The 13,314-nt window shown below is 41.6% G+C and carries 15 protein-coding genes; 9 read left to right on the top strand and 6 right to left on the bottom strand.

What is annotated here, in order from left to right:
* Window positions 1–15 precede the first annotated feature (15 nt).
* Window positions 16–228 carry a hypothetical protein gene (locus tag ACSBL2_RS19335; RefSeq protein ID WP_442588201.1) on the bottom strand — a complete coding sequence of 71 codons (213 nt, stop codon included), beginning with the start codon at window positions 226–228 and terminating at the stop codon, window positions 16–18.
* A gap of 141 nt (window positions 229–369) precedes the next feature.
* Between ACSBL2_RS19335 and ACSBL2_RS19330 the strand changes: the two genes are divergently transcribed.
* The 5 genes from ACSBL2_RS19330 (at window position 370) to ACSBL2_RS19310 (ending at window position 4,088) form a co-directional block, all read left to right on the top strand.
* Window positions 370–936, top strand: a complete 567-nt coding sequence (locus ACSBL2_RS19330) for an RNA polymerase sigma factor (RefSeq protein ID WP_442588200.1) — start codon at window positions 370–372, stop codon at window positions 934–936.
* A gap of 6 nt (window positions 937–942) precedes the next feature.
* The gene (locus tag ACSBL2_RS19325) at window positions 943–2,037 is read left to right on the top strand and encodes a S1C family serine protease (RefSeq protein WP_442588199.1); all 1,095 of its coding nucleotides are present in this window, start codon (window positions 943–945) and stop codon (window positions 2,035–2,037) included.
* A 153-nt stretch (window positions 2,038–2,190) separates the two neighbouring features.
* Window positions 2,191–3,105, top strand: a complete 915-nt coding sequence (locus ACSBL2_RS19320; RefSeq protein ID WP_442588198.1) for a DUF72 domain-containing protein — start codon at window positions 2,191–2,193, stop codon at window positions 3,103–3,105.
* 69 nt (window positions 3,106–3,174) lie between these two features.
* Window positions 3,175–3,810: a peroxiredoxin gene (locus ACSBL2_RS19315; RefSeq protein WP_442588197.1), complete on the top strand. Its 636-nt coding sequence runs from the start codon at window positions 3,175–3,177 to the stop codon at window positions 3,808–3,810.
* An 80-nt stretch (window positions 3,811–3,890) separates the two neighbouring features.
* Window positions 3,891–4,088 carry a cold-shock protein gene (locus ACSBL2_RS19310; protein WP_442588196.1) on the top strand — a complete coding sequence of 66 codons (198 nt, stop codon included), beginning with the start codon at window positions 3,891–3,893 and terminating at the stop codon, window positions 4,086–4,088.
* A gap of 176 nt (window positions 4,089–4,264) precedes the next feature.
* Here the strand turns inward: ACSBL2_RS19310 and ACSBL2_RS19305 are convergent, their stop codons facing one another.
* The 5 genes from ACSBL2_RS19305 to ACSBL2_RS19285 are packed head-to-tail and all read right to left on the bottom strand — an operon-like array spanning window position 4,265 to window position 8,715.
* Window positions 4,265–5,446 (bottom strand): hypothetical protein, encoded by a 1,182-nt coding sequence (locus ACSBL2_RS19305; protein ID WP_442588195.1) that lies wholly within the window; start codon window positions 5,444–5,446, stop codon window positions 4,265–4,267.
* Window positions 5,439–6,713, bottom strand: a complete 1,275-nt coding sequence (locus ACSBL2_RS19300) for an aspartate kinase (protein WP_442588194.1) — start codon at window positions 6,711–6,713, stop codon at window positions 5,439–5,441. The genes ACSBL2_RS19305 and ACSBL2_RS19300 overlap by 8 nt, the downstream gene beginning before the upstream one ends.
* 3 nt (window positions 6,714–6,716) lie before the next feature.
* Entirely contained in the window at window positions 6,717–7,532 is an 816-nt protein-coding gene (locus ACSBL2_RS19295) for a DUF3298 domain-containing protein (protein ID WP_442588193.1), read from the bottom strand.
* Complete coding sequence (locus ACSBL2_RS19290; RefSeq protein ID WP_442588192.1) at window positions 7,529–7,996, bottom strand: GNAT family N-acetyltransferase; 468 nt, start codon at window positions 7,994–7,996, stop codon at window positions 7,529–7,531. Before ACSBL2_RS19290 ends, ACSBL2_RS19295 begins: the two co-directional genes overlap by 4 nt.
* Before the next feature lie 32 nt (window positions 7,997–8,028).
* On the bottom strand, window positions 8,029–8,715 hold the full coding sequence (locus tag ACSBL2_RS19285) for a YggS family pyridoxal phosphate-dependent enzyme (RefSeq protein WP_442588191.1): 687 nt from the start codon (window positions 8,713–8,715) through the stop codon (window positions 8,029–8,031).
* 70 nt (window positions 8,716–8,785) lie between these two features.
* Here ACSBL2_RS19285 and ACSBL2_RS19280 point away from each other — a divergent pair, with 70 nt between their 5' ends.
* From ACSBL2_RS19280 to ACSBL2_RS19265, 4 genes are all read left to right on the top strand, one after another.
* Window positions 8,786–9,409: a DUF4296 domain-containing protein gene (locus ACSBL2_RS19280; RefSeq protein ID WP_442588190.1), complete on the top strand. Its 624-nt coding sequence runs from the start codon at window positions 8,786–8,788 to the stop codon at window positions 9,407–9,409.
* A 2-nt stretch (window positions 9,410–9,411) separates the two neighbouring features.
* Window positions 9,412–11,784 (top strand): endonuclease MutS2, encoded by a 2,373-nt coding sequence (locus ACSBL2_RS19275; protein WP_442588189.1) that lies wholly within the window; start codon window positions 9,412–9,414, stop codon window positions 11,782–11,784.
* 91 nt (window positions 11,785–11,875) lie between these two features.
* Window positions 11,876–12,577 (top strand): CoA transferase subunit A, encoded by a 702-nt coding sequence (locus ACSBL2_RS19270; RefSeq protein WP_442588188.1) that lies wholly within the window; start codon window positions 11,876–11,878, stop codon window positions 12,575–12,577.
* Between the two features lie 75 nt (window positions 12,578–12,652).
* Entirely contained in the window at window positions 12,653–13,312 is a 660-nt protein-coding gene (locus ACSBL2_RS19265) for a CoA transferase subunit B (RefSeq protein WP_442588187.1), read from the top strand.
* The last annotated feature ends 2 nt before the right edge of the window (window positions 13,313–13,314 follow it).

Here is a 13,314-nt window from a genome sequence, read left to right as displayed (position 1 = left end):
TAAAGCTTATTTAGCTTATTTTTTTACTGAATCAACAGTAGTAGTAGTTGCAGTTACAGTAGTATCTTTAACAGTTGAATCTTTAACAGTAGTATCAACATCAGTAACGATAGTTGAAGAATCAGTTACAGTTGTATCTGTAGCTTCACCTGTTTTTTCTGAGTTACAAGCTGCTACTGATAAAGAGATTGCTAAAGCTAAAAAGCCAAATTTGAATAAGTTTTTCATTTGAATTCTGTTTAAAATAATTAATTAATTTTACAGATTAATACCACAAATAATAAAAGGTAACCCAGCTATTTAAAAAAAAAATGAATATTATTTTTTTGCCTAATATTGGGTTACCATTCACGCATAAATGTATTAATATTGAGTAAGAAGTTAAGCAGTTCAGTTCCAACAGATAGAGAGATCGTTTTAGGGATACTAAATGACTCTGAAGATGCCTTAAATAGACTGTACATTGGTCATTTTCCGATGGTTTTGCAGTTTATTTTGAATAATAATGGTGATGAAGACGATGCAAAAGACGTTTATCAGGAAGCGATTATTATCCTTTACAATAAAATTAAAGGGGGAGATTTTGAGTTAAGCAGTAAACTTAAGACGTATATATATTCAGTTTGCAGGCGTATTTGGTTGAAGAAGCTTTCACAGCAGAGTAAGAAGACCAATAACATTGCCGATTTTGAAGATATCATTGCTATTGAAGTTGACGTAGAACACCATGAAGAAAAGGATCTCCAGTTTGAGAAGATGGGGTCGGCATTGTTAAACCTGGGGGAACCCTGTAAGACTATTATTCAGGATTTTTATATTAATAATCTCTCCATGCAGGATATTTGTGAGAAGTTTGGGTATACCAATACGGATAATGCCAAAACCCAGAAGTACAAGTGTCTGCAGAGATTAAAGAAATTATTTTTTCAATTGTAAGAGGTGATGAGGAACGAAATAGAATTAGAAGGTATTATTGAAGATTATCTGCAGGGCAGGCTTAGTGCCGGTGAAGCAGAGGCTTTCGAGCAGTTACGCGCTAAAGATCCCATAATTGACCATAAAGTTGTTGCACATAAGGTTTTCCTGGATTCCCTGCAGCAATATGGACAGGTGCTTTCTTTGAAACAGAAGCTTGATCAGGTACATACCCAGATCGATGTAGACACACTGACGGAAGAACTGAAACCACACCCTTCATTTATTATAAATTTCTGGCGCAACAATAAGTCGGCAGTAGCAGTAGCGGCCTCGTTCCTGCTGTTGACCGTATTCACGTTGTATTCCCATTTTAACGGAAAGAGCCAGGATGGTACCTATGACCTGATGAGAAGGGAAGTGGCCATTATTAAAAATAGCCAGAATAAACTGGTCAGGAAGTTTAACTCCGCTACTATCCCTCCGCGTGGCCCGGTGATCGCTGCCAAGTTTGGCGGAACCGGTTTCGCCTTAACTTCGAATGGTTATTTGTGTACCAGTTACCATGTGGTTAAAGATGCGGATTCTGTATATGTACAAAACAATAAAGGAGAATCATTTAAGGCTAAAGTGGCCTTTAGTGATCCACAATACGATATTGCTATCCTGAAGATTATTGACAACAGCTTTATCCATTTATCAAATATCCCTTATAAACTGAAAAAGTACAATAGTGGTATGGGAGAAAATGTATATACACTGGGTTTCCCTAAGGATGATGCCGTTTTCGGTGAAGGTTATGTCAGTTCGAAAAGCGGACATGGAGGTGATACTACCCAGTACCAGGTATCTATTCCTATCAATCCGGGCAATAGTGGTGGACCTTTGCTCGACAATTATGGAAACATCATTGGAGTGATCACTGCTAAAGAGAATCAGGTGGATGGAGCTACCTTTGCCGTAAAATCTAAATATGTCCTGGAAGCACTGAATTCCATTCCCCAGGATTCCTTGGGTAAAAAAACAGCACCTGTTAAAAAGAACCCGCTTCAGGGACTGAAAAGAACCCGCCAGATAGATAAAATACAGGATTATGTGTACATGATCAAAGTATATAATTAGGATTTCTATGTACAACTAAGATTGCTAATTTTCTTGAAAACCCCGAAAACAATAAATTGGTTTCGGGGTTTTTAGTTTGATACCGTGGTATCAAATAAAGGATTGTACTGGTCAATTTTTAATGATATTTACAGATCAATTTAGCAGCTGAATATGGAGTTTGGAAAAGTATTGCCAGAGCAAGTCAATGCTGTGGGTTTTAGTTTACCGGAAGAGGGTAAGCGCAATGTTAAAGTATTAAAAGGTGAACCCGCCGATAATCCCCTGTTTTTTATCGGCTGCGCAAAATGGGGAAGGAAAGAATGGGTCAATTTAATTTATCCTCCTAAGACAAAACCTGCAGACTTTCTGGATGAATACGTGAAGCATTTCAATGCCATTGAATTGAATGCCGTGTATTATAAAATTCCTGCCATAGAGGAGGTAAGGAAGTGGCGGTTGAAAGCCCTGAAAAATACTTCCCGCCAATTCCTGTTCTGTCCGAAGTTCCCGAAGGTGATTTCCCATGACAGGAGGCTTGTGAATGCAGAGGGGCCAACGGATGAGTTTATCAGTCATATCGCTGAGTTTGAAGAGACACTGGGCCCCTGTTTCCTCCAGCTGAGCGATAATTTTGGTCCCCAGCAAGTCAGGGTGCTGGAAGACTATCTTAAGTCGCTTCCGGTAGACCTGGATGTGTTTGTGGAACTGCGCCATGAAAAATGGTTTTCCACTCCGGAGGTTCGTGATGCTATTTTTGAGGTATTTACCCGGCTCCGGAAAGGAGCAGTGATTACAGATGTTTCCGGCAGGAGGGATGTCGCCCATATGGAGTTAACCATTCCTGAGCTTTTCGTCAGGTTTGTAGGCAATGGAAGCCAGCATCAGGCATCTGATTTCGCCAGGATTGATGAATGGGCCAAACGAATCAAAACCTGGCTGGATAATGGATTAGAGAAGGTGTATTTCTTCCTTCACCAGCATGATGAAGCCGATACTCCTCCGCTGGCAGATTATACGGCAAAAGTATTTAACCGTGAATTGGGAAGTAACCTTGCTGAAATGTCATATCAGCCTTCTTTATTTTGAAGCTGAATAATTATCTACTATATTAGTCGTAATTTAGAATTTTAAATTTTTAACCTAAAAAATATAACTATGAGTATTAGAATAGGAGATATCGCTCCAAATTTTAAAGCCAAAACATCCATCGGAGACATTGATTTCTATGAATTTCTTGGGGATAGCTGGGGTGTTATTTTTTCTCATCCGGCAGATTATACACCAGTTTGTACTACTGAGTTGGGACGGACTGCTTCACTAAAGGCTGAATTCGAGAAAAGAGATGTTAAAGTCATTGCTTTAAGCGTAGATTCAGTGGAGTCACACCACGGATGGATCAATGATATCAATGAAACTCAACAGACGACTGTAGAGTTCCCTATCATTGCAGATGAGGATAAGAAGGTTGCTGATTTGTATGATATGATACATCCAAATGCTTCAGAAACGCTTACCGTACGTTCATTGTTTATCATTTCGCCCGATAAGAAAGTAAAATTAATGCTTACTTATCCTGCCTCAACCGGAAGGAATTTCAATGAGGTGCTAAGGGTGATTGATTCCCTGCAGCTGACGGCTAAATATAGCGTAGCTACACCGGCAGACTGGAATGACGGGGAGGATGTTGTGGTGATGAACAGCATTAAGACTGAAGATATAGCGGACAAATTTCCCAAAGGCCATAAAATTATTAAACCTTACTTAAGAACCACTCCCCAACCTAATAAATAATTTTAAAAACTTATTGTTTTTATTTAAGTTTGATATAGTTGAAAACTTAGAGGAAATATTAATTTATACATTGAAATTTTATGAATACCGGGAAAGTAAAATGGTTTAATACACAAAAAGGGTATGGTTTTATTATTTATGAAGGAAACAAAGATATTTTTGTCCACTTCAAGGATGTTTTAGGGGGTATAGACAGCATTCAGGAAAATGATAACGTCGAATTTGAAATAGCTGAAGGTAAAAAAGGCCTGCAAGCTGTTAAAGTAAGGAAAGTCTAGCTCTTTACGCAACAACTATTGAAGCCTTCCTGATTCTGGAGGGCTTCAATTCTTCTACTGTTTTGCTTAAAAAATTAAGAATCAGAACGGGCAACAGAGGGTATTCTTGATAGATTGAAAGTGTTCCTGCTAGATCATCATACTATGCCGCAGGAGAATATCGGTTGAAAGGCTGCTTAGTAGTGCTGGATAATCGTGCCTTTTATCACCATTTTTCCCATTCCCTTAGTCTGGGTAAACACCATAAAGAGTTTATCATCTGGTTTTATCTTAAACTTTTTCACGAGCCCAGCAGCTTCTGCCGGATAATTTCGCACAATCACATTCCCAACAAGGGTCCTGTCTTTCTTTAGATCTGCTGAGGATAAAAGCTGCTCAATTCGGAATATCCTGCCTGGAAAGGCCGTATTGATTTCACTGGAGACATAAAGCTGGGTTTGATGGTCCAGTTTATGCAGTCCATAAGTTTCGGCTATCAGTTCAAAAGCACCGCTTTTTAATAAGGCTACATCAGGTTCGTATAGAAAATGGCCAAGTACAGGTGATCCATAGGGAATAGCGGAGACTTCTTCGCCTCTTAAAAAAGAGAAGTGTTTTTCTTCAGTATTCAGTGTTGTACTGGTAATCCTGACTTTTCCATCGTATCCTTCTTTTAAAATCCAGATCAATTCTTTGCATTCGTTTTTTACACTGACGATATGGATTTCTTCTACACACCTCAACTCTCTTAAACCTGCACTCAGGTCTAGTAATGGGGCTGTTTTAATCATTACACGTGCCGATTTGGAGAGCAGCAAATCTAAATTCTCTATTACGTCCGGCGTACAGTCCTTCAACATAAAAACTTTACCAGCACTGCTTCTGCGGGCAGGATCGATATAGATGGTTTGGTAAGTCGCTGCGGAGTCCTTCAGGAACCTGATCCCATCAACGGCTAAAAACCTGGTATTGTCCTGGTCCAGCAATGTGGAATTATAACGGGCTATGCCAGATAATTCTGCATTGATTTCACAATGGGTGACTGCCGTATTGGTCTTGGAGAAATAATAGCTGTCCACCCCGTATCCCCCGGTAAGATCAATCAATGAATCTCCGGTTGCCAGTCCCGCTTTATAGGCAGCCGTAACTTCTGAAGAACATTGTTCTACAGAGAGCAATGGTGGATAATAGATATTTGCGGTATTAAACCAGACCGGTAGCTTTTTAATGCATTTTTTTTTCGCTGCGATCTGGTTGGACAGTTCCGGGCCGGTTATACCTGCAAATGGACTTTTAGCCATAGCAACCTGATGTACATCGGCATTTAAGTGTGCACAGATATATTCCTGAACGGTTTTATCTAAAATTTCTTTATTCAATGTTTCCTTTATCTTTCATGACGATCTGGCAGGTATGGCGGCTCTTTACTTCCAGCAGGATATCTTTGTCCACCGTAACCCTTTCAATTGTTTCCTGGTTATAATACCGTATCGTTACCAATTCCAGGCCATTGTTATATTTTACCTTGTACAGAATGGATAAATCTTCAATCAGGTTTTTGATCTTTTCTGTATCGTTATCCACGCTCACAGAAAAGCTGATCGCAGAATTCAGCATCGTGTTTACTTTTACCTTGTGTTTATGGAACAAGCTGAAGATATCGCTTAAATTCTCTTCAATGATAAAAGAAAAGTCCTTCGGGAAAATGGAAATCAATACCTGGTTCACTTTAAAAATGAAGGAGGCTACAGGAAGGGGATTGTTGCCATTGTTGATCACGGTACCTTCACCTGCAGGATCTAGGAAAGAGCGGACATACAAAGGGATATTCTTGTTTTGCAGTGGTTTTATGGTTTTAGGATGTATGACTGTCGCACCATAATAGGTCAGTTCAATTGCATCATGGTAGGAAAGCTGCGGAATACGTTCCGTTTTGGCAAACCATTTTGGGTCTGCGTTTAACACTCCGGGCACATCTTTCCATATGGTCAGTGCAGCGGCATCCAGGCAGGAAGAGAAAATGGCTGCTGAATAATCTGATCCTTCCCTCCCAAGGGTCGTGGTGAAATTCTCACTCGTACTGCCAATAAAGCCCTGGGTGATGGCAATAGATTTCTCCAGCAGGGGCACAAGGTGTTTCTCTATTTCCACCGCTGTTTTTTTCCAGTCTACTTTTCCTTCTTTATACGAATTGTCTGTTTTGATGAAATTTCTCGCATCTACCCAGGTGGATGAAATTCCCTCCTTATTCAGGTACGCTGCAACGATTTTGGTAGAGAGGATCTCCCCAATGGAAACTATCTGGTCATAAATGTAATCAGGGGCATCATTTGGCTCTTCATCCAGTAACCATTCAATCTCCACAAAGGTATTGGCAATATCATTAAATACCGGGTGACTATGGTCGTCAAATAACTCATTTAGGATGATAAAATGGTAGGCTTTAATTTCTTCCAGTAAATCGTAGGTATTATCCTGTCCGAAAATATAGGCATTGGTCAGCTCTTCGAGTTTATTGGTCATTTTGCCCATTGCTGAAATCACAATAAGCAGGTTGTTTTTGTGTGTGTTTTGGATGATGCTTACCAAATTTTTTACTGCATTGGCATTGCTCACAGAAGCACCTCCAAATTTATATACTTCCATAATTTATTTAAAGTTGACTAAGATAGAACTGGGTTTTAGAATGTCTTTGAGATCTGCAAATGGAACAATCAGTTCGGTTGTACCCGATGCATAAGGTTTGATCTCATAGGGGTTATAAAGAAACTTTAAGCCTTCTTTAGTGACAGTGAAGGTCTCTGCCAGTGAAAAAACACCTTCAGCGAAGAAATAACCTTCAGATAGGCTGGCTTTAGGTGCGAGTTTTTCATTTTTTCTAAAGATCTGCTCTGCAACAGCCCTCAGTTTAGGCATTCCATCACTGGTAATCAGGGAATCAAGGGTTATGGTCTGATAGGTCTTTGGATTGTAGTTGAGATAGGTGAACAGGGTATTCGGATGTGCACCACCTTTATAATCAACATAGGTAAAGAGGATAGAGAGGTAGCTGGGATGATTTGCTGTAACCTTCAGGTCTATATCCTCAAACCAGGATTGTCCGGCATCGGCATTCTTCGCCTGGTAGGCATTAAATTCCTTGATAAATCCGGTTGCAACATCCTTATAAGTTTTATACAGGCCCTGTTGACCAGACATGCCGGTTACCCGGTCTTCTATAAATTTATTCACTGCCGCATCTGAAAATACAGGATACACAATAACTGCCTTGGCAGTATCCGTGACCAGTTCATTTTTAGAGACTTTCGGATTGCCATATACTTTCACAGAATCATAGCTGTACGTTAAGGAGTCCGGGATTTGTGTGACTGCAGACTGAGCAGAATCGACCACTTTGTCCGTTTTTTTCTCACTGTTACAAGCATATAGTCCGGTAACAAGTATCAATGCGGCTATTTTTTTCATGATTGCTGAATTTGTTCTTTACTAAAGGAGGCATTTAGCCAGCCTGACTCAATTTCTGCTGCATATTTATGGTAAAAATCAATTGCAGGACTGTTCCAGTCTAATACCTGCCAGTTCATCCCATTATAATTTTTATCCTTTGCTTCTTTCATCACCCGCTCAAAAAGGAGCTTTCCAATTCCTTTTCCTCTTTCGCTTTCGGTGACCAGGAAGTCCTCCAGATACAACCGGCAACCTTTCCAGGTAGAGTATCTGGTGTAATAAAGTGCAAAACCTACAATCTCTGTTCCATTTTCCGCAACAAAAGCTTTCCATACGGGTGTTTCCCCGAATCCTGCATCGCTGAACTCTTCAAGTGTGACCGTAACTTCATCGGGCAGCTTTTCATAAACAGCAAGTTCATGTATGAGCTCTAATAGGCGGGGGCAATCTTCCTTTACGGCAAATCTCAATTCAATATCCATCTGATCAATTTTATTTCAGGCCAATTCCCTTATCAGGCCTTGTAGTGTTTAATTTTTCTGGCGCCAAAGATGTTGCTGCCAACCCTGATCATGGTGCTTCCTTCTTCAATAGCCAGTTTATAGTCGCCAGACATCCCCATCGATAATTCTTTAAAAGAGTCTTCCTTTCTGAAGAAACTCACTTTAATTCCATCAAAAAGAGACTTCAGCTCCTGAAATTCATCTTTGGTTTGCTTTTCTTCTGCATGGTTACTGGCTATTCCCATCAGACCAGTGATGCGGATATTTTTCATGGCCAGGTATTCTTCAGACCTCAGCAGTTCAATAGCTTCCGCATGATCGAGTCCGAATTTTGTTTCTTCATCAGCAATATAAATCTGAAGAAGGCAGTCAATCACCCTTTTATTTTTTGCTGCATGTTTATCGATCTCTGCCAGCAATTTCAGGCTGTCAACAGATTGTACGAGGGAGATAAATGGGGCGATGTATTTCACCTTATTCGTTTGCAGGTGGCCAATCAGGTGCCATTGAATGTCCTGTGGCAGTGCAGCTTGTTTTTCGACCAATTCCTGAACTATATTTTCCCCGAAAATGCGTTGTCCGGCAGCATAAGCTTCCAGAATTGCAGCTGCATCATTGTATTTTGATACCGCAATCAGTTCTACATTTTCACCCTCTAATTCCTTTTTATATTTCAATAAGTTGTCCGCTATGCTCATTTATCAGTATTTTTGGTAAAATTAACAACCTTAGCTCAATTTGCTAAGAAAAAATAATGTTTTACGCACAATGAAAAAATTATGTTGCATAGGATTGCTGTGTATAGTTCTCGCCGGATGCAAATCTAAAATACCGGGAGATATCATTCAGCCGGATAAAATGGCAGCAGTATTATATGATATCCATGTCACAGATGGATATATTGGGACTATACCGCGACAAGATTCGGCTAAAATCGTAGCCGCTTCTTATTATAAAGGGGTGTACAGGAAGTTTGGCATAGATTCGGCTAAGTACAATAGCAGTATGGACTACTACTATGCACATCCCGATGTATTGGGGAGCATTTACAATAAGGTAACGGTAAGCCTGAAGAAATCAAAGGATAGCCTGGATAAAATAGCGGAGAAGAAAGCGAAGCTTGAAACAGGTAAGAGGGATCGCGCTGCCAAGAAAACGAAAGATAGCCTGGCCAAAGTGAATGCTTTGCTTCAACGGCCTGCTGAGCTGAAAAAAGCCAAAGCGGATAGCCTGAAGAAGCGGAAAACAGACAGCCTGAAAAAAATTAATACCATAAAGAATAAAAGAGACAGCCTCAAAAAGGCAATCAACCGCAAGAAGGTAATGAATCCGAAAAAAGCAATTGATGCCCGGAAGTTTAAAAGCGAGAAAACCGCTGTAGAGATTAAATAAGAATGATATATCCCGATAATTGTTTAGATAGACTTGGCTTCAATGAAGTCAGGCAACTGATCTATAAGCATTGCCTGAGTCCCATGGGACAATATATGGTAGGCAAAATGCAGGTCATGAATAAGTATGACCAGATCAATAAGTTTTTAAGACAAACCAAAGAATTCAAAAATATCCTGGAGAACCAGGAACCATTGCAGATCAGTGCTTTTTTTGATATTAAAACCCTGGCCGAAAAGATACGGGTGGAGGGCAGCTACCTGATGGAGGAAGAAGTCTTCCAGATCTATCTTTCCCTGCAGACGGTTTTTTCAGTGATTCGTTTTTTTGATGAGCGGAAAGATATTTATCCCAACCTGGAAGCACTTTTTGAGCACCTTCCCGTAGAAAAGAATATCCTTAAAAAAATAGAGACAGTTCTGGATGCAAAGGGGAAAATTAAACCCAATGCTTCCCTGAAACTACAGGAAATTATAGGCGATATTGCCAAAGGTGAACAGGAAGTGCGCAAACGCATGGATGTGATCTACAAACAGGCTGTGGCCAGCAACTGGGTTGCTGATGGAAGTCTGACCATACGGGATGGCCGTATCTGTATCCCTATTCTTGCGGAAAACAAACGCAAGTTAAAAGGGTTTATTCATGATGAGTCTGCCAGCGGACAAACGGTGTACATGGAGCCGGAAGTGGTATTCACCTTAAACAATAAGATCCGGGACCTGGAGTTTGACAAGAGAAGGGAGATCATCAGGATATTAATCGCCTTAACGGACGATTTGCGGCCTTTTGGTCCGCTGCTGTTGTCTTACCATGGTTTCCTTACCAAACTTGATTTTGTGAGGGCCAAAGCCTTGTTTGCCATAGAAGTTGAAGCTGATATGCCTGTCCTTGTGGCAGAGCCAAGAATAAAGCTGGTGAATGCCAGGCATCCGCTCTTGTTCCTGTCGTTTAAAGAAGACAGGAAAACGGTGGTGCCGCTGAACATTCATATGAATGAAAACTTAAGGGTGGTACTGGTTTCCGGTCCCAATGCAGGAGGGAAGTCGGTTTGTATGAAAACCGTCGGACTGCTGCAGCTGATGCTGCAAACGGGATTGCTTATTCCTGTGCATGAGTCCAGTGAGGTGGGGATCTTCGATAATATCTTTGCGGATATTGGCGATGATCAGTCTATCGAAAGTGATTTAAGTACCTACAGTGCCCATTTAAAGAAGATGAGGCATTTTGTGGCGCATGCCACACCAAAAACCCTGGTAATGATTGATGAGTTTGGTACAGGTACCGACCCTCAATTCGGCGGGCCTATGGCAGAAGCAGTCCTTGAAGTCCTGAATAATAAGAAAGTACGCGGGGTGATTACCACCCACTATTCGAATCTTAAATTATTTGCAGGAAATACACCGGGACTGGAAAATGCCTCGATGTTATTTGATAACCATGAGATGAAGCCGCTCTATGTACTGGAAATCGGGAAACCCGGAAGTTCCTATGCTTTTGAGATTGCGCAGAATATTGGTTTACAGAAAGAGGTATTGATCCTTGCCCGTGAAAAAACAGGTACCAACCAAAACAGGATTGATAGCCTGCTGGTCGACCTGGAAAGGGAAAAAAAGCAGATCTACGATACGAAAGTCAACCTGTCCAACCAGCAGAATAAGGTGAAAAATCTGGTGGCCGAGAATGAGAAGCTGAAGTTATTCCTGGAAGAAAACAGGAAGACGCTGATCAAAGAGGCAAAGCTGGAAGCGCAGACCATTATTAAAAATGCAAACAAGCTGGTAGAGAATACGATTGCAGGGATCAAGGAAAATCAGGCCGATAAGGTTGCGACCAAAGAATTGAGGCAGAATCTGCAGAAGGAATTGGTTCAGCACCAGGTCAAAGAGGAAAAGAAACCGGAGAAACCTGTACCACTGACTACGGCTATTGAGGTGGGCGACTGGGTTCAGCTGTTAAACAGTGAAACCACAGGTGTCGTGCTCGAAATTAACAGGGATAACCTGGTCCTGGCTTTGGGCGACCTGCGGTCTGTGGTCAAGAAAAACCGGGTGCAAAAGATCAGCAACAAACAGGCAAAAAAGGTAGTGCAAAGCAATTCTTTCTCCGGACGGATATCTGATGCGATAGGAAGTTTTACTGCGGAACTGGATTTGCGTGGAATGCGTGGCGAAAATGCGATTCAGGAAGTAGAGAAATATATGGACAAATCGATCATGCTTGGTTTTCCATTTGTAAAGCTGATCCATGGGAAAGGCGATGGGATCCTGAGGAAACTCATCCGGGAATACCTCAGGAAATACCGCGAAGTAAACAGGGTAGAAGATGAACATGCGGATAGGGGAGGTGATGGGATCACCTATGTCTATTTCAATTGATATCCTTCCTGTAGTGGCCTCCGGGGGCTATATTTATAAAATTAGCTGAATCTCTAAATAATTCTATAATTTAGCCCCCAAACCAAATATAATGATCAACAAACAAGTATCGGATGCCTATACGGCTATCCGTGACATCGAAGATGGCAGCACAATCATGCTCGGTGGGTTTGGCCTTTGTGGCATACCCGAAAATTGTATTGCCGCATTGGTAAAAAAAGGAGTAAAGCAGCTGACCTGCATTTCCAATAATGCCGGGGTGGACGATTTTGGCATCGGATTACTGCTGAAAACCAGGCAGGTAAAAAAAATGATTTCTTCTTATGTAGGTGAAAATGCTGAATTTGAGCGGCAGTTGCTTAGCGGCGAACTGGAAGTAGACCTGATTCCACAGGGCACACTGGCCACGCGCTGTATGGCTGCCGGTTATGGTATGCCAGCAATTTTTACCCCTGCAGGGGTAGGTACCGAAGTAGCTGAAGGAAAAGAAGTACGAAATTTTAATGGGAAGGATTACCTCATGGAATATGCCTTTGATGCAGATTTCGCCCTGGTGAAAGCCTGGAAAGGGGATACTGCAGGAAACCTTATTTTCCGCTCCACCAGCCGCAATTTCAATCCGCTGATGGCCATGGCAGGGAAGGTCACTATTGCGGAGGTAGAGGAGCTGGTAGAGGCCGGAACACTGGATCCTGACCATATCCATACACCTGGGGTATATGTGCACCGGATTTTCCAGGGGAAGGACTACGAAAAGCGGGTAGAACAACGCACCGTAAGACCCCGCAATTAATCATTTGGCAATTTATGCGCTACAGTCGATGTTATCATTCTACCACTGTCAGCGCCCTACAAAAATCAATACCCCATGTTAGATAAAAATGCAATAGCGAAACGTATCGCGAAAGAAATAAAAGATGGTTACTATGTCAATCTGGGCATAGGGATACCCACATTGGTGGCTAATTATATCCCTAAGGGGATTAACGTAGTCCTGCAGTCGGAAAATGGCCTACTGGGAATGGGGCCTTTTCCTTTTGAAGGAGAAGAAGATCCCGACCTGATCAATGCCGGAAAACAGACCATCACGACTTTACCCGGATCTTCCATATTTGATTCGGCCATGAGTTTCGGCATGATCAGGAGCCAGAAAATTGACCTGACTATCCTGGGGGCAATGGAAGTTTCCGAAAATGGAGACATTGCCAACTGGAAGATTCCCGGTAAGATGGTTAAAGGAATGGGTGGGGCAATGGACCTGGTAGCTTCGGCAAAGAATATCATTGTGGCCATGCAGCACATCAACAAAGCGGGGGAGAGCAAGTTACTGCCGGAATGTACCTTACCGCTGACCGGGCTGAAGTGTATAAAGAAAATTGTGACTGAACTCGCCGTACTGGATGTATTGCCGGAAGGTGGTTTCAGGTTAATCGAACGTGCTCCCGGGGTCAGCGTAGATTTTATTAAACAGTCAACCTCAGGGAAATTATTCGCTGAGGCTGATGTTAAAGAAATGGATTTAAATTAAGC

The organism is Pedobacter sp. AW31-3R, from assembly GCF_052180285.1.
GTDB lineage: Bacteria > Bacteroidota > Bacteroidia > Sphingobacteriales > Sphingobacteriaceae > Pedobacter.
The sequence above is the reverse complement of the archived record's forward strand: the minus strand, read 5'-3'. Positions and strand labels throughout refer to the sequence as shown.